The following is a 17333-nucleotide window of genomic DNA, read 5'->3' on the forward strand; positions in this document are numbered from 1 at the left end:
TTCAGGAAATTTATGATTTTGGAGCCTGCGCCATGGATATGCGTATCGATCAATTGATATTGGTATAACATGACAGGCGTTGCTCACAGAGCTACCAAAAAAGCGTTTCCGCTTCAACGCAGCAGGATATAAGTCTTACTGAAAGCAGTCTTCCAGAAACTTCGCTTACCCTACCTGCTGCTCAAAGTCTACCTCCGCTTCTTTCTGCTCTCCCTGGTAAAACTGCACAATAGCCTCTTTCAACTGCGTGAACTCCACCAGAAAACCGTCGTGGCCATAATTGGAGTCAATCAGGTAAAAAGATGAACCGGGCACATGCGCATGCATAAACCGCTGCTCCTCCACCGGGAAAAGCAGATCGGAGTTTACACCCACAAACAGGGTGCGTGCCTTAACCTGGGCAAGCGCCTTCTCCAGCCCTCCCCGGTCGCGGCCCACGTGGTGCGAGTCCATGGCCTTGGAGAGATGCCAGTAGGTATAGGCATTGAACCGTTTTGCCAGCTTTTCGCCCTGGTGCACCTGGTAGCTGGATGCCCGGAAGTTGTCTGTGATGCTGTTGCCCGGCTCCTGCTGCGTGGCGGCATATGTATTATAGTGTCTGTAGGAGAGCATTGCGATGGCACGCGCCGTCTTTAGCCCCTCCGCACCGGCCGTCTCCGTGGCAGTGCCCCAACTCGGGTCTTGCCGGATGGCCATGCGCTGGCTTTCGTTAAAGGCGATGCCCCAGGGAGAATGGCGGGCATTGGAGGCCACATGCACCAGCCGCTCAAAAATCTCCGGCTGTTGCAGTGCCCACTCCAGTGCCTGCTGCCCCCCCAGCGAGCCGCCAAGCAGTGTATGCACCCGTTCCAGCCCAAGGTGCTGGCGCAACAGGTCGAAGGCACCCACCACATCGCGGTTGGTCACCTGCGGAAAGGTATGGTAATATGGCTGCTGCGTTTTTGGGTTGATGCTAAGCGGCCCCGTGGAACCATAGCAGCCTCCCAGGGTATTGGCACACACCACAAACCACTCCCGCGGATCATATAGTTTTCCATCACCAAAAAGGTCACACCACCAGTCGGTAAAGTCCGGGCTGCCGGTTAGGGCGTGGCAAACCCACACCACGTTGTCACGCCGCTCATTCAACGTGCCGTAGGTGGCGTAAGCAAGCCGGAGTTCGGGGAGCGTGTCCCCGGACTCCAGCTCGAAAGTGGATGTATGCGTGAAAAGGTGATGTGTAGGCATAAGGTGTATAAAATTTAAAGTACTGGCTCTGGCTGTTGTTTTTTTACGGCAGCAAACGCCTGCTCAAAATCCGCTTTGATGTCGTCGATGTGCTCGATGCCGGCAGACACGCGCAGCAGGGTTGGCTCTACGCCCGCGCTTTGCTGCTCGGCATCCGATAGCTGCTGGTGCGTGGTGGAGGCCGGGTGGATGATCAGGGTTTTGGCGTCGCCCACGTTGGCAAGGTGGCTCACCAGTTGCAGGCTGTTCACAAACGTCTCTGCCTGGGCGCGCTCTCCTTTGAGCTTGAACGACAGCACACCGCCGAAGCCGCGCTTGAGGTATTTTTTGGCCAGCTCATGGTAGTTGCTGCTTTTTAGGCCCGGGTAATTCACGGCCTCCACCTGCTCGTGCTGCTCCAGCCACGTGGCAAGCTCCAGCGCGTTCTGCACTGTTCTGTCTACGCGCAGCGACAGCGTCTCCAGGCCCTGGATCAGGAGGAAAGAGTTGAATGGGCTCAGGGCAGGGCCGAAGTCGCGCAGTCCCTCCACGCGGGCGCGGATGGCAAAGGCAATATTGCCAAACGGGCCGTCGGTACCGAACACCTCCCAGAAGTTCAGGCCATGGTAGCCTTCGCTGGGCTCGGAGAACTGCGGGAACTTGCCGTTGCCCCAGTTAAAGTTTCCGCCGTCCACAATCACACCGCCGATGCTGGTGCCGTGGCCGCCGATCCACTTGGTGGCCGATTCCACTACTACGTTCGCCCCGTGCTCCAGCGGACGGAAAAGATATCCGCCAGCCCCAAAGGTATTGTCCACCACCAGCGGGATGTCGTGCTTTCGCGCCAGCGCCGCGATCGCCTCAAAGTCCGGGATGTTGAAGCGCGGGTTGCCGATCGTCTCTACATATAGCGCTTTCGTTTTGTCATCAATCAGCTTCTCGTAGCTTTCCACCTCGTCGTTCTCGGCAAAGCGCGCCTCCACGCCCAAACGCTTAAAGGATACCTTAAACTGGTTATACGTGCCGCCATAAAGATACCGGGTAGACACAATGTTGTCGCCGGCCTCCACAATGTTGTTAAGGGCAATAAACTGCGCTGCCTGCCCCGAGGCCACGGCCACGGCTGCCACACCACCCTCCAGCGCCGCCATGCGCTTCTCGAACACATCGGTGGTGGGGTTCATGATGCGGGTATAGATGTTGCCGAACTCTTTCAGGGCAAACAGGTTGGCCCCATGCTCTGCGTCTTTGAAGGCGAAAGAGGTTGTCTGGTAAATTGGCACGGCGCGCGACTGCGTGGTCGGGTCTACTTCCTGGCCGGCGTGCAACTGTAAGGTCTCGAAATGCTGTGGCTGTGACATGGTTTTGCAGTTAAAAGGTTAAATGTTGGTTTGAGGATGTATGGGTGCCTGGACGGGGGTATATGGCATGATGATCACAGGCAGAACGCAAGGCTGCGAAAGGCGGTGCGGTAAAGGCTTAGCTCAGCAACAACACCGCATGCCGCACATGGAGGTGCGCATGAAATTCTGCCTTGCCAAAATAGAGATGAAAGGATGCGGCAGAAGCACTGCCGGCGAAAAAACTAAACTGTGATTGGTAGACTCGATTCCCTTATTCATGATCGTATCAATTTATATTCTTCCGGATGTTCCGGAATCAGGAATTAGCACCTTAACCGCGTTAGTTAGGTTGCTAGAGTTTCACAGAGCCTGTCTCTCCACTCTTCTTTATAAATCAACTCCCGAAGGGATGATTGACTTGATGTTGCAATTATAAAGCACGGAAAAAGCAAATCCAAATAAAACGCAGCTTTTTTGCCACTGAGCACCCAATGCCTTGCCTTCTCTCCTACGGAGGCATGCAGCAGGCGTTGCGCAAAGCAGCCTCGCACGCAGCGCTACGCAACCGCCATTCCCGAAGAGGATCGTATACCTCAAATGTGCGGTAACACAGCATTCTGCATAAAAGCTCAAGTGCCGCACTTTCAGCTTGGCTGTAAATACAAGTTATCACAATTGTATAGTTTTATGCAATTTCTAACATCAATAGTATAAAACCATAAGTATTTATACCTAGTATAATCCAATATAATTACCCGACTATATTTTGATGATTACTTATCCGTGTAGCCGTATCCTTCAGAAATATTTTAAGGCCTACAAATTATAGTTAACTTTGAGTGCAATTCATGACACAGACTTTATGGAGGCCATAAAAGAAACCAATTTCTCATTCCCCGGGCAGACCGGCTTTTACAAAGGCAAAGTTCGCGATGTGTATTACTTCGGGGACAAACTGGCCATTGTGGCGACAGACCGCATCTCGGCCTTTGATGTGGTGCTGCCCCGCGCCATACCCTATAAAGGCCAGGTCCTGAACCAGATTGCCAGCCTGAATCTGCAGGCCACTGCGTCGCTGGTGCCCAACTGGGTGCTCTCCACGCCCGACCCGAACGTGACGGTAGGCTACAGATGTGAGCCCTTTAAAGTGGAGATGGTTATCAGAGGGTATCTGGCCGGACATGCCTGGCGCGAGTACAAAGCTGGCAAGCGGCTGCTCTGCGGGGTGACACTGCCGGAGGGGCTGCGCGAGAACGACAAACTCCCGGAGCCAATCATCACGCCAACCACCAAAGCCGATGAAGGGCACGATGAGGACATATCCAGAGAAGAAATTTTGGCGCAAGGACTTGTTTTAGAGCAGGATTACCTTAAATTAGAGCACTATACGCGCACTTTATTTCAGAAAGGCACGGAACTGGCTGAACAACGTGGACTGATACTTGTTGACACCAAATATGAGTTTGGTCGCCACGATGGGAAAATATATCTGATCGACGAGATACACACTCCGGATTCCTCCCGTTATTTCTACACCGAGGGGTATGCGGAGCGGCAGGCCAACGGTGAGCCGCAGCGGCAGCTTTCGAAGGAATTTGTGCGGCAGTGGCTGATCGAAAACGGCTTTCAGGGCAAGGACGGCCAAAACGTGCCCGAAATGACAGACGCTATCGTGGCGGGCATCTCAGCGCGATACATTGAACTGTATGAGGTTTTTACAGGCCAGGAATTCAAGAAAAACAGCTACGAAAACGTGCTAACCCGCATAGAGGAGCATATTCGTGACAATAATTTTAACATCAAAAATTAATAATGTTAATGTAGATTTTGGTACATTCGCATCTAAATCTTTACTGGTAGATCTATGAAGTACACGATTGATAAGAAAGAAAACTATACAATTATCACGATCGACGAGAAAAAGCTGGACACATCCATTGCGCCAGACCTAAAGTCTGAGTTTGTGAAGTTGAACGCTGAGGGGATAACGAACTTAATTCTTGACCTGAACAACGTAAAGTATACTGATTCTTCGGGATTGAGCTCTATCCTGATTGCAAACCGCCTCTGCAATTCGTCCAGCGGCCTTTTGATCCTCACTGGTTTACAGGACCACGTGATGAAGCTCATCACGATTTCGAAGTTGGATTCTGTCCTGAATATTCTGCCTACTGTGGAAGAAGCGATTGACCGTGTGTTTTTGCATGAGATTGAGCAGGATCTGACCAACAAAGAAGACTAAGGGCGCCGTCTGCTGTGGATTTCGAACTCAGGATACTGGGCAGTTCGTCGGCCACACCCTCGGCAAACAGACACCATACCGCACAGGTCCTTACCATTGACAACCAGTACCACCTGATCGATTGCGGTGAAGGAACGCAGATGCAGCTGATGCAATACAAGATAAAGCATCAGCGCATCTGCAATATTTATATCAGCCATCTGCACGGAGACCATTACTTCGGCCTGCCGGGGCTTCTCTCCTCCATGCACCTGCAGGGCCGCCACGTGCCCCTGCACCTCTTCGGCCCTCCCGGCCTCTCCGAGATTTTAAGCCTTCAGTTCAGGTACTCAGGCACCAACCTGTGCTATCCCCTCATTTTCCATGAGCTGGACACGACGGCGCATACCAGGATTTTTGAGAACAAGCAACTCACGGTGCATACCATCCCGATGGAGCACCGGGTGCCCTGCTGCGGCTTTCTGTTCCGGGAGAAGCAGAAGTCGCGCCCGCTGATCAAAGAAAAGCTACCTTCCTTCCTGACGCCGCCGCAGCTGGTGCGCCTGAAATGGGGAGAGGACATACGCGATGAGCAGGGCCATATCGTGGTCTACAACAGAGACGTGACACTGGAGCCGAAGCGCAGCCGCAGCTACGCCTACTGCTCAGACAGTCGCTATAAGCCGGAGCTGCTGCCCCTGCTCCGGGAGGTGGACCTGCTTTACCATGAGGCTACCTTCGCCGACGATCTCCGGGAGCGTGCCCACTATACCTTCCATAGCACTGCGCGGCAAGCGGCCGAGATGGCCCTCGCCGCCCGCGTGCGCAGGCTGCTGCTCGGGCACTTCTCGGTGCGCTACAAAGACCTGAACCCGCTTTTGCAAGAGGCGCAGGAATTGTTTGCAGACACTGACCTGGCAAAGGAAGGCAGCATCTTCTGCATCCGGGAGTAACACGGCAGTTATTCCGGCTAAAGGCAGGCAACCTATACCCCGACCCTTGTCGTGAATTATACCTAGAACCCATATGATGCGGAGAAAATGGCTTTCCATGCCGGATGTGCTGACCGGGCCTGGCATTGTACCGCTGGTAATCCAGTTTTTCCTGATGGACCAGACCGTCCATTATCCATACGTAAATTAGTCCTGATTTATTGGCTCAAGTAGCGCTTCCGGATGCAACATACCTCTCCTTCTGAAAAAAGACGCACGCACCTGTTTTTGGTGCTGAGTGCCATATTTATAGCCAATGCCTTGCTGGCCGAGCTGATCGGGGTGAAAATATTCTCCGCTGAGGCCCTGCTGGGGATTCCAGGGGCGCAAATACCGGTACTGGCCGATACCCGGCTCGACTTTAACCTGACGGCGGGCGTCATTATCTGGCCAGTTGTCTTCATCTCCACCGACATTATCAACGAGTACTTTGGCAAGGCGGGCGTCCGGAAAGTGAGCGTACTGACCGTGCTGCTGATCCTGTATGCGTTTCTGGTGATCAGCATCGTGACGGGCCTGCCCCCTGCCCCTTTCTGGCTGGACGTGAACAATACCGACGCGCAGGGCAACCCGTTTAACATTAACTATGCCTTCAACAGCGTATACCGGCAGGGATTGGGCATCATTGTCGGCTCGGTGGTTGCGTTTCTGCTCTCGCAGTTTCTGGATGCCACGGTGTTTCATTGGCTGCGCAGGTTTACGGGCAGCAGCAAGATATGGCTCAGGGCAACGGGCTCTACGCTGGTGTCGCAGCTGGTGGACAGCTTTGTGGTGCTGTTCGTGGCGTTCTTCCTCTTCGGGAACTGGCCGATGGAGCAGGTGCTGTCTGTCGCCATCATCAATTACATCTACAAATTCTGCATCGCTATCCTACTCACACCGCTTCTGTATGTGGCGCATTACGTTATCGACCGCTACCTGGGCCAAAAAGAGGCCACGCACCTGATGGAGGAGGCCAGTATAGAGAACTGATACAACGGGGGTATACCGAACGGAAAAGTTGCTTTATCAATTGGCCAGCACATGCCTCCCTTCGTCTGGCGGCATGGCTTTCAGAAGCGCTCTGGGTAAAACTGGCATGCAAGCACAGGAATCCGTACATTTGTACCAGCAAAACCAAGATGCCATACCACTTAGCACATACACAAATCTTTATCACGGGTTACGTGCTACACGACCTGTAAGTGCCTTTCTACCTGCTACCGGGGATTCGCCCGCATCAAAATTTCAGTTTATCACCTTTTTTAAAGTTCAGGGAATATTATGTTCAGAGGAATCATCCTGGTTTTTCTTGGCGCGTGTAGTTTTGGCATACTCTCCACGATTGTAAAATTTGCTTACCGCGAAGGCTTCTCCCTGGGAGACGTGACTGGCGCACAGGCACTGTTTGGCCTGATTGTCCTCTGGGCGATTGTGCTGGTACGTAACCTGATGCCGGACAACGCGGGCCGCCGCACGTCATTTAAAGAGAAGCTGAAGCTGGCGGCCATGGGTACCAGCAGCGGCCTGGTGAGCATTTTCTACTATAAATGCGTGCAGGAGGTACCGGCCTCCATCGCGATCCTGCTCTTGATGCAGTTCACCTGGATGAGCCTGGTACTGGAGGCAATCGCCAACCGGAAACTTCCCTCGCTGTTACAGGTGGGCACGGTGGCCCTGGTGCTGCTGGGCACTGTCCTGGCAGGCCGCCTGTTCTCCGGCACGCTCCCCGATTTTAACCTGGTGGGTGTCGGCTTTGGCCTGCTGGCTGCGTTGGCATACGCGGTGTTTCTGATGATCAACGGCGGCGCCGGCAACAGCATGCATCCCACCACCAAGAGTGCCTTGATCTTAACGGGTGCCTGTGCGCTCATTTTCACTGTTTTCCCACCGGCTTTTCTGGTGAACGGAGCCCTGGCTCAGGGGCTTTTTAAATGGGGTATAGGGTTGGCGCTTTTTGGCACCATTATACCTCCGCTGTTTTATGCGTATGGCCTGCCTAAAACAGGCCTGGGGCTGGGTGCCATCCTGAGTGCGGCCGAGCTTCCGGTGGCGGTGCTGCTGTCGAGTGTGGTGCTGCACGAGGAGGTATGGGCCGTGCAATGGATGGGCGTGGCACTCATCATAGGCGCGATCATCCTGTCCAACATCAGCTCGCTGCGCAAAAGCCGTCGGCTCCAAAAAACGGCGGCAGCCTGATGCGGCGGTAAACTGAAATGCCCTGCGCCAGCGTAGTCCTGCGAAAACAGCGGCCATAATGGAGGGAAATAACGATCGGCTGGGCTATTTCCGGCATTTTCCCGTAATTTGCATCCTCAACTAGCATACCTACCCTATGGCACGTTATCTTACAGGAATCCAGAGTACGGGGCGCCCACACTTAGGCAATCTGCTTGGCGCGATTATACCTGCTGTGGAGCTATCGCAAACCTCTGAGGAGGCTTCGTTGTACTTTATTGCTGACATGCACTCGCTTACCGCCATCCGCGACGCCGACCTGCTGCGACAGAACACCTACGCGGTGGCAGCGGCCTGGCTTGCCTTCGGCTTCGACACAGACAAACACATTTTCTACCGCCAGTCGGATGTGCCGATGGTAACAGAGCTGACCTGGTACCTCAACTGCTTTGCGCCCTTCCCGATGCTGGCCAACGCCCACTCGTTCAAAGACAAATCGTCGAGAAGAGGGCTTTCTGACGTAAACGCTGGCCTGTTTACCTATCCGGTGCTGATGGCGGCCGACATCCTGCTCTACGACGCTAACTTCGTGCCTGTGGGCAAAGACCAGATCCAGCACCTGGAGATTACCCGCGACATTGCCAGCGCCTTCAACCATGTATACGGGGAGACGTTTGTGCTGCCGGAGGCAAAGACGGACGAGGCCGTGATGACGGTGCCCGGTATAAACGGCGAGAAAATGAGCAAGTCGTATGGCAACACGATTGATATTTTTGAGGCCGACAAGCCGCTGCGCAAAACGATCATGAGCATCGTGACGGACAGTACCCCACTGGAAGAGCCCAAGGAGACGGAGCATGACACAGTGTTTAAGCTTTACCGCCTGCTGGCCTCCCCAGAGGAAACAGAGCAGATGCGCCAGAACTATACTGCGGGCGGCTACGGCTATGGCCACGCCAAGCAAGCCCTCTACGAACTAATCATCCGGAAGTATGCCAAAGAGCGGGAGCTGTTCAGCTACTACATGAACAACCTCCACGAGATCGACAAGAAGCTGCTGGAAGGGGCCGAAAAAGCCAAAGCCATCGCCGGGCCCGTACTGCAACGTGTGCGCCAAAAGCTTGGCTTTTAAGCGGGTTTTTATACCATAAATGCGGTTTTATACCCCCTAGCTAACATTTACTGAAGCGGCAGCTGAGAATTCGGCTGCCGCTTCGGCGTTTCAATACTTTTTGGTTTGCCATTCTGGATTAATCGGGCAGAAGAAAGGAGTGCCCCGTGAGATTGTTGCTGCCTGATGCCGCAGTATACATAGTTGCTACAGAATCCTTTCGTAACTACATAGACACATGCCCTGCGCGCATGTCATTTCTGTAGCGCTTAATTTACGATCCGGATGATCCACTCAAATTTGCTTGTACAAAAAGCGAAAGCTTTCTGCTCACATTTGCTTACCAGTAAACTGTCGCCAAACCTCGTTTTCCATAACCTCCACCACACGACTGCGGTGGCGGCTGCGGCCATGGAGATCGGGACGGGCAGCGGCCTGCAGGCGGAGGAACTGGAACTGGTGACGGTAGCGGCCTGGTTTCATGACACGGGCTACAGCTGCAGGTATGCCGGGCACGAGGATGCCAGCAAGCAGATCGCCAGCAGGTTTTTACGCGCACAGGGAGTTTCCGCGCAGGTCGAAGCCTTGGTAACAGCCTGTATTGAGGTGACGAAACAGCCTCAGAAACCTGGATCGCTGGCTGAACAGGTGCTGTGCGACGCAGACCTGAGTCACCTTGGCAAACGCTGTTTTCAGGTCGCCTCGCAGCATCTGAAAAAAGAAATAGAGGCTGTGCGGGGTATACCCATACCTGACAGGGAGTGGCACAGGCAAAACGCCTGCTTTCTCGAGAGCCATACCTTTTTTACGCCCTTCGCCCTCCGGCACTACGAGGAGCAGAAAAGAATAAACCTCCAGCGTGAGCGCAAACTCCTGTGCTGATCTCAGTATGCGCCATCGAACCAACACCCTGCATCAAGCCTTTTCTCCTAGCATATAAAGTATGTTCCGCCAACCACTAACCTACATCTCCAGCGCTATCGACCGGTTTTTCAGTCTCCAGGCGGTGCAACGCCTGGAAGCCTCTTACCCATTGACTGTGGGGTTTTTCAGGAACAGGCTGGGCATGCAGAATTTTCTGGGCCTGCCACTCACCCTGCTGCTGGGAATTGCGGTCACCAATTATGCCATGCTCTCTGAGATTTCAGAGAACCTTGTAAACTCGCCGGGAATGAAACTGGTGGACAGTTCAGTCGGGCTATACCTATACCACCTCCGGACGGACGAAACAGCCAAAGCCTTCTACTATTTTACGCAGTTGGGTAGTTCGACGGGCGTGGGCATCACGTTTGCGCTCGTGACGCTGGTGCTGCTCTACCACAGGAAGTGGCAGTACCTGGTGGCGCTGCTGATTGCGGTGCTGGGCACCGGTATTTCCATTTACTTCACAAAGCTTTTCTTTCGCCGGGAGCGCCCCTTGGATGTGGGCTACTACGAGCCAAGCTCCTTCTCCTTCCCAAGCGGTCACTCTGCCGGGGCACTGTCGTTGTTCGGGATTGTGGCGATTTTCATTTTACTGGAGCGACGCGCTATCAAATGGCCCCGCTATTGGGCTGCCCTCTGCGTGGTATACATAGTGCTGATAGGCTTCAGTCGCATTTTTCTGGGTGTCCATTTCATCAGTGATGTGGCGGGCGGCTATCTGCTGGGCAGCCTTTGGCTCATCCTGGCCGTGAGCGTGCTGGAGTATCAGCGGCTTCATGAAAAAGAGATACAAAATACTGATATAAAATAACTTACACCCATTTTTCGCGTTCTTCGTTCACCTGATTTTTACCGCTATCCCTGACCTATGCCGAAATGCTGCCTTTGCCTTTTACTCCCCTTCTTGCTTTGCAGCCAGATTGCGCTCGGGCAAACGCAAAATTTGGATTACTATCTTGAACAGGGCTTACAGAACAGCCCACTGCTTCAGGATTACGCGTATCAACAGCAGTCTAACCTCATCGACAGCCTGAAGGTATACGCCACGTACGGGCCGCAAGTAAGCGGAAGCGCCAGCGCGATGGAAGCGCCCACCACCCGTCACTTCGGCTACGACGAAGCCGTGAGCAATGGAGGGGACTACTCCGGTGTGGTGAGCGTCAGCAAGGAGCTGTTCCCCCGGAAACTCCGAAACGCGCGGTTGCTGAACATCGAGCTGCTGAACCTGTCGCTGGCGGCGCAACGCAGGCTGGATGCCCAGGACCTTCGGCGGGTGATCACGGCCCAATACATCACCACATACGCCGATCTGCGGCAGATGCAGTTTAGCCAGCAGGTGCTCGACATCCTGCGGCAAGAGCAGCCTGCCCTGCGAAAACTGGTGGAGAACGGGGTATACCTGCAGACTGATTACCTGAACCTGAGCATCAACCTGAATGCCCAGACCATCGCGCACCGCCAGGCAAGGATTCAGTACCAGTTTGACCTGAACGGGCTGCGCATCCTGTGCGGCATCGAAGACACCGCGACTGTGGAACTGGCCCCTCCGGACATACCGGTGCAGGCACTCGTGGCGGCCAGCCTCACCCCCACGCTCCGCAAGTTTGCCCTCGACAGCCTGCAGCTCTCCCTGAACAGAACGCAGATAGACTTAAACTACCGCTACTCGCTGGCAGCCTTTGCCGATGCCGGCGTGATGGCCACCACACCCCAGGGCGTGCCCCGCCACCTGGGCTCCAGCGTCGGCCTGCGGTTTTCAGTGCCACTTTATGACGGCGGCCAGCGCCAGTTAGAGTACCAGAAAATAGCGATTGCGGAGCTGAGTCGCCAAAGGTATCGCGACTTTTACCTGCGCCAGTACCGGATGCAGCGAAGGCAGTTGCAGGCGCAGCTCACCGCCACCGACCAACTGCTAGAAGACATGCATGCCCAGCTGGACAGCCAAAAGAAGCTGTTGGAGATGTATAGAATTGAGCTTAGTGCCGGTTTAGTCCGCTTCACAGATTATATCGTGCTGATAACAGGCTACGCCGAAATGCAGAACACCCTGGTGCAGGCGGAAATAAGCCGCTTCCAGATCCTCAACGAATTCAACTACCTGAAATGAAACACTTCCGCCATACCTGTTGCCTGCCGCTCGTGTTCCTGCTGGCATTCTGCTCCTCCCCTAACGAGCCGGCCACCGCCGATGTAGTGGAGGTGAAAACCCCAGTCACCATCACGACCGTGTCGCAGGGCCCCATAAAAGAGACCCTGGACCTCAACGCCACCTCCTCTTATCAGCGCAAAAACACAGTGAAGGCCGCGACCGCGGGGTATGTGCAGCGCGTGTTCGTGAAGCCCGGCGAACGGGTGCGGGCCGGGGCCACCCTGTTTACCCTAAAGACCAAGGAAGCGCAGGTGCTCGGCGACCTGATGACCCAGGACCCCGCACTGCCCTTCACCGGAATCATCACGGTGAAAGCCCCCGCTTCCGGCCTCATTCTGGAACTAAGCCGCCAGACGGGGGACTACGTGAACGACGGCGATCAACTGGCGATCCTCTCGGACCTTAACAGCTTCGTCTTTCTCGTGAACGTGCCCTTCGAGCTGCACAGCTACAGCACCGTGGGCACCAGCGTTACCATCCTCCTCCCCGATTCCACCAAACTGCCGGGCACGGTCACTTCCGGGCTTGCCAGTATGAGCGCAGGCGCCCAGACACAGCAGTTCGTCATTCGGCCCCAAACCAGCGCCCTTCTCCCGGAAAACCTGCAGGCCGTGGTGCGCTTCAACAAAAAAGTAAATTCCAATGCGCAGGTGCTCGACAGAGCCGCCGTGCTCACCAACGAAACCATGGACAGCTACTGGGTGATGAAACTCATAAACGATACCACTGCCGTGAAAATACCCGTGAAGACAGGAATCACAGCGAAACACACCATCGAGATCATCAGCCCCAGCTTTGCCCCATCAGACCGCATCCTGGTGTCAGGGAACTATGGCCTCTCGGACACCGCCTATGTCTCCATCCAGAACAGAAAGCCGGAATGAAAAGCTACTTTGTGACCTACAAAAGCCCGGTGGCGGTGGTGCTGGCCATCATTCTGCTGGGTGGCGTTTACGCTTACAACCAGATGCAGACTTCGCTCTTCCCGGAGGTGACTTTCCCGAAGATCAAGGTGATTGCGGACACGGGCCTTCAACCCGTCGGCACGATGATGATCACCGTGACCAAGCCGCTGGAAAAAGCCATCAAGCGGGTGCCGGGCCTCAAGCTCATCCGCAGTATAACAAGCCGTGGCAGCTGTGAGATATCGGCCTTCATGGACTGGAACGCAGACATCGACCTGAGCAAGCAGCAGGTGGAGTCGGCCATAAACCAGGTAAAAGAGGGGCTCCCGCCCGGCATCTCCATCACCGTCGAAAAAATGAACCCGAGTATCCTGCCGGTGCAGGGGTATGTGCTCGACGGGCCCGGCAGAAGCCCGATAGAGTTGAACCAACTGGCGCTGTATACCGTGCGGCCCTACCTGGCACAGGCTGGCGGCGTGGCCGATGTGCTGGTGTCGGGGGGGAAGACGAAGGAATACCGCGTGCAGCTTCAGCCCGAGCGGATGCAGGCGCTGCGCATCACTCCGGCCATGATCTCGGATGCCCTGGGCAGCGCCAACTTTATCCAGAGCAATGGCTATATCTCAGACTACAACCGGCTTTACCTCACGATAACGGACGCCACAATCCGGAACCAGCGGCAGCTCAAGGACTTTGTGGTCAGTAACGACAGCCTGCGCGTGGTGCAGCTGCAGGACGTGGCCGACGTACAGGTGGCCGAGCAGACGGAATACGTGCGCGTGAACGCCAACGGAAAAAGCGCGGTGTTGGTGGCGGTGCTGAAACAACCCACGGCAAACCTGATGGCCGTATCCGCCGACGTGAAAGAGAAGGTTGCCCTGCTCAATGCGGCCATCCTCCCTAAAGGGGTTACGCTCAAGCCGTATTATGTGCAGGGCGATTTCGTGTCTGACTCTATCCGCAGTGTCAGCGACAGCCTCCTGATCGGGTTGCTCCTGGCCATTGTGGTGGCGATCATTTTCCTCCGCTCGCTCAAGTCCAGCGCGGTTATCCTGATCACCATTCCCATTACACTTTCGCTGGCGCTTATCGTGCTGTTCGTGCTGGGCTATACCCTCAACATCATGACGCTGGGCGCAATCGCGGCCTCCATCGGCCTGATCATAGACGACGCGATTGTGGTGGTGGAGCAGATTCACCGGACACACGAGGAGCACCCCGAAACGCCAACCAAAAAGCTGCTCTCCAAATCGGTTGGCTACCTGTTTCCGGCCATGGTGGGCTCCTCCATCAGCACGATTGTCATCTTCTTCCCGTTTATACTCCTGAGCGGTGTGGCGGGCGCTTATTTCAAGATTCTGGCCAACACCATGATGATCACGCTCGCCTGCTCCTTCCTGGTTACCTGGTTGGGGCTGCCCGTTATCTACCTGCTCTTTTCGCGTGGGAGGCACACCGTAAAGCCCGCCGCCCAGGCCGGGCACAGCCAGACACACCGCTGGATCACTTTCTTCATCCGACGCCCTGCCATCAGTTTTCTTTTTGTTGTGGCGCTGATTGCGGCCAGTGTCCTTTCGTTTCCATACCTGGAGACGGGCTTTCTGCCGGAGATGGACGAGGGCTCCATTGTGCTGGACTATACCTCCCCGCCCGGCACCTCCCTGACCGAGACAGACCGGATGCTGCGCGAGGTGGAGAAGAAGATTGTGCAGATCCCCGAGGTGGCCAGCTATACCCGCCGGACGGGCACTCAGATGGGTTTTTTCATCACAGAGCCAAATTACGGGGATTACCTAATTCAACTCAAAAAAGACCGGAAGCGCACTTCGGATGAGGTGATTGATGAGATACGGAAGTACGTGGAGCACACGCAACCCGCGCTTACCGTGGACTTTGGCCAGGTGATCGGCGACATGCTCGGCGACCTGATGAGTTCCACGCAGCCCATTGAGATCAAGATCTATGGCCACGAGCAGGAAAAACTACAGCAGTTGGCCCGGCAGGTGGCCGCCCTCGCCGAGCAGGTTAAGGGCACGGCCGACGTGTTTGACGGCATCACCATTGCGGGCCCGTCGGTGGAGGTGCTGCCAAGCGGCCAGCGGCTGGCACAGTTCAACCTTTCCCCGACGGACCTGCAGAACCAGCTTCAGCTACAGCTGGAGGGCAATGTGGTCGGTTCGATTTTTGAAAAGGAGCAGCAGACCAATATCCGGATGATGTACCCGCAGGCGTCGGCTTATTCGATCGATGAGCTCCGGAACGCGTCCGTGTTTTTACCGGGCGGCCAGCTCAGGCAAATCCGGACCCTGGCCACCGTGAATGTGACCCCGGGGCAGGCGGAGATTGAACGCGAGAACCTGCAGTCGATGATCCCCGTGACCGCGCGCCTCGAAGGCCGTGACCTGGGCAGCGTGATGCGCGAGATCCAGCAGAAGATTGCGGCCACGGTAAAGCTCCCGCAGGGCTACCACATCAGCTACGGCGGTGCCTATCAGGAGCAGCAGCAGTCGTTTAACGAGCTGCTGCTCATCCTCTCAACGGCGGCCCTGCTGGTGTTCGCGGTTATCCTGTTTTTGTTCCGGGATGTGCGCGTGGCGCTACTGATACTGGGGGTAGCCATACTGGGCATATCGGGCAGCCTGCTGGCCTTGCTCCTGACGCAGACGGCCCTCAACGTGGGCAGCTATACCGGCATCATCATGATCATCGGTATCATCGCGGAGAACGCGATCTTCACCTATCTCCAGTTCAAAGAGACCCTGCACGAGAAAACTCCGGAAGAAGCCGTGACGTATGCCATCTCCACGCGCCTGCGCCCCAAGCTCATGACCGCGCTGGGCGCTATCATGGCGCTGCTACCAATTGCCTTTGGTATTGGCACGGGGGCGCAGCTGCACCAGCCGCTTGCCATCGCTGTGATTGGCGGCTTTGTCATCGGCCTGCCCCTCCTACTGCTGGTATACCCCAGCCTGTTATTACTGACGTTCCGGAACTACAAAAGGGGAAGCGCCTGAGGTATAAACGCGGGTTAGCGCTCCAGCACGATCAGGTCGGCGGAGGCGCGGTTCAGGGCGATCGGGATGTTGTTGAGTACTGCCGTGCGGATCAGCGTCTGGATATCGTGCTCGTGGCCATGGGGCGTCTCGGCATCGATAAAAAAGATCACCTTGTGCACCTCCCCTTCCAGAATGCGGGCAGCCAGCAGTATGTCGCCGCCGCTTGGGCCGTGGCCAAAGGGCTGCACGTTCAGGTCGAGCAGGTCGTTTATCAGTTGCGAGGTGTTGGTGGTGCCAATCAGGTTATGGCCTTCCAGGGCCTTGTGGTTTTCCTTTACCCAGTTCAGCAGGTTGTTTTTCTGGTTGTTATGCGCAACTAAGGCAATTGTGGTCGTCATGGTATGTCTGTTTAAATTTCGTTGCATGTGGTTCGACATGCACCAGCTAATTTAATATAATTAGCCCGAAGATAGCCAGCACTTTGCAAAATCTTAAACAGACACGCCCAAACGTCAAAAAAATAGCCGTGCCCGCCCTGGCATCTCAGCGCAGGCGGGCACGGCAAGTATGGGCAAGGCGGCAGGCAAATTCTCCTGCGGCGTTCAGTTCTGAGGTATAATCTGAGGTATTCTGAGGTATAAGGTGTGCTTACTCAGCCGTCCAGAGCACACGCTCCTGGTCTGCCAGGATCAGCAGCACGCGCGGCGGGTTGGCTACGATCACCACGCGCATCTCCACGCCCGGGAAAGAGTCAGACTCTACCCACACGCCTTCTTTCTCATCGTGCTCCAGATCCGCCTCAGGGTCCAGGGTGCTGGCCAGGTAAGCGGTTGGCGACAGGCACATCGATAAAAATGTTATACCTGCATTTCGGGGGTATTAGCTTCCTTATTCTTGTGCAGCCGCTGCTTGTACCGTTTAGCCACAAGTCCCACAGCTATGCAAAGCAGCACGCCTAACGTATAAGCAGCTAGGTCGCTCCACACAAAGCCCTGCCCAAGCACCAATTTCCCGAGGGTAGTCTGCCGGAGGGCCAGCAGCCAGGGCGCACGCCACAGCTGGCTGATTTCGATGGCGAAGCAGATGCATATACTCATCATCGCTACGTTGACTATGCTACCCGCGCAGAAAAAGCTGACGAGGACATACATCATCACAGCATATAACACATCGCCCGCCATAAGCGGAATGCCCGCTATTTTCCGCGACAAAAGCCCCGCCGCAATAATGAGCAGCAGTAATAGCAAGTACTTTACAGTTCTTTTGACTGGTTTCAAAGTATGATTGTAAGTGACCGGGTTACATTACAAAGCGCCAACAGTTGTGAAG

The 17333-nt window shown here is 55.2% G+C and carries 16 protein-coding genes and 1 riboswitch; of the genes, 11 read left to right on the plus strand and 5 right to left on the minus strand.

Annotated elements, in window-relative coordinates:
* Positions 1-165 precede the first annotated feature (165 nt).
* Together metX and MKJ04_RS07135 are read right to left on the minus strand one after the other, a co-directional pair.
* Positions 166-1227 (minus strand): homoserine O-acetyltransferase MetX, encoded by a 1062-nt coding sequence (metX, locus tag MKJ04_RS07130; RefSeq protein WP_241640898.1) that lies wholly within the window; start codon positions 1225-1227, stop codon positions 166-168.
* 14 nt (positions 1228-1241) lie between these two features.
* Positions 1242-2567, minus strand: a complete 1326-nt coding sequence (locus MKJ04_RS07135; protein ID WP_241640899.1) for an O-acetylhomoserine aminocarboxypropyltransferase/cysteine synthase family protein — start codon at positions 2565-2567, stop codon at positions 1242-1244.
* 270 nt (positions 2568-2837) lie between these two features.
* A riboswitch (SAM riboswitch) is annotated at positions 2838-2945 on the minus strand.
* A gap of 466 nt (positions 2946-3411) precedes the next feature.
* Here MKJ04_RS07135 and MKJ04_RS07140 point away from each other — a divergent pair.
* The 11 genes from MKJ04_RS07140 to MKJ04_RS07190 all read left to right on the plus strand — a co-directional run bounded on the left by MKJ04_RS07140 (position 3412) and on the right by MKJ04_RS07190 (position 16022).
* Entirely contained in the window at positions 3412-4359 is a 948-nt protein-coding gene (locus tag MKJ04_RS07140; protein ID WP_241640973.1) for a phosphoribosylaminoimidazolesuccinocarboxamide synthase, read from the plus strand.
* Positions 4360-4413: 54 nt separating this feature from the next.
* Positions 4414-4791, plus strand: coding sequence for an STAS domain-containing protein (locus MKJ04_RS07145; RefSeq protein WP_241640900.1), 378 nt, complete (start codon positions 4414-4416; stop codon positions 4789-4791).
* Positions 4792-4805: 14 nt separating this feature from the next.
* Positions 4806-5723 carry a ribonuclease Z gene (locus MKJ04_RS07150; protein ID WP_241640901.1) on the plus strand — a complete coding sequence of 306 codons (918 nt, stop codon included), beginning with the start codon at positions 4806-4808 and terminating at the stop codon, positions 5721-5723.
* Between the two features lie 222 nt (positions 5724-5945).
* A complete protein-coding gene (locus MKJ04_RS07155; RefSeq protein ID WP_241640902.1) occupies positions 5946-6734 on the plus strand; it encodes a queuosine precursor transporter in 789 nt (262 codons plus the stop codon).
* Positions 6735-7025: 291 nt separating this feature from the next.
* Positions 7026-7940, plus strand: coding sequence for an EamA family transporter (locus tag MKJ04_RS07160; RefSeq protein ID WP_241640903.1), 915 nt, complete (start codon positions 7026-7028; stop codon positions 7938-7940).
* Positions 7941-8076: 136 nt separating this feature from the next.
* Entirely contained in the window at positions 8077-9051 is a 975-nt protein-coding gene (gene trpS, locus MKJ04_RS07165; protein ID WP_241640904.1) for a tryptophan--tRNA ligase, read from the plus strand.
* Positions 9052-9366: 315 nt separating this feature from the next.
* Positions 9367-9912, plus strand: coding sequence for an HD domain-containing protein (locus tag MKJ04_RS07170; protein WP_241640905.1), 546 nt, complete (start codon positions 9367-9369; stop codon positions 9910-9912).
* Positions 9913-9973: 61 nt separating this feature from the next.
* Positions 9974-10765 (plus strand): phosphatase PAP2 family protein, encoded by a 792-nt coding sequence (locus MKJ04_RS07175; protein ID WP_241640906.1) that lies wholly within the window; start codon positions 9974-9976, stop codon positions 10763-10765.
* Between the two features lie 132 nt (positions 10766-10897).
* Positions 10898-12061: a TolC family protein gene (locus MKJ04_RS07180; RefSeq protein WP_241640907.1), complete on the plus strand. Its 1164-nt coding sequence runs from the start codon at positions 10898-10900 to the stop codon at positions 12059-12061.
* A complete protein-coding gene (locus MKJ04_RS07185; RefSeq protein ID WP_241640908.1) occupies positions 12058-12987 on the plus strand; it encodes an efflux RND transporter periplasmic adaptor subunit in 930 nt (309 codons plus the stop codon). Before MKJ04_RS07180 ends, MKJ04_RS07185 begins: the two co-directional genes overlap by 4 nt.
* A complete protein-coding gene (locus tag MKJ04_RS07190; protein ID WP_241640909.1) occupies positions 12984-16022 on the plus strand; it encodes an efflux RND transporter permease subunit in 3039 nt (1012 codons plus the stop codon). The genes MKJ04_RS07185 and MKJ04_RS07190 overlap by 4 nt, the downstream gene beginning before the upstream one ends.
* 14 nt (positions 16023-16036) lie before the next feature.
* On the opposite strand, the gene MKJ04_RS07195 is transcribed toward MKJ04_RS07190, so the two are convergent.
* The 3 genes from MKJ04_RS07195 to MKJ04_RS07205 form a co-directional block, all read right to left on the minus strand.
* Entirely contained in the window at positions 16037-16402 is a 366-nt protein-coding gene (locus MKJ04_RS07195) for a methylglyoxal synthase (protein WP_241640910.1), read from the minus strand.
* Between the two features lie 250 nt (positions 16403-16652).
* The gene (locus tag MKJ04_RS07200) at positions 16653-16850 is read right to left on the minus strand and encodes a hypothetical protein (protein ID WP_241640911.1); all 198 of its coding nucleotides are present in this window, start codon (positions 16848-16850) and stop codon (positions 16653-16655) included.
* Between the two features lie 11 nt (positions 16851-16861).
* Positions 16862-17251, minus strand: a complete 390-nt coding sequence (locus MKJ04_RS07205; RefSeq protein ID WP_241640912.1) for a DUF2809 domain-containing protein — start codon at positions 17249-17251, stop codon at positions 16862-16864.
* Positions 17252-17333 lie beyond the last annotated feature (82 nt).

This window comes from Pontibacter sp. E15-1 (assembly GCF_022601975.1).
Lineage (GTDB): Bacteria > Bacteroidota > Bacteroidia > Cytophagales > Hymenobacteraceae > Pontibacter.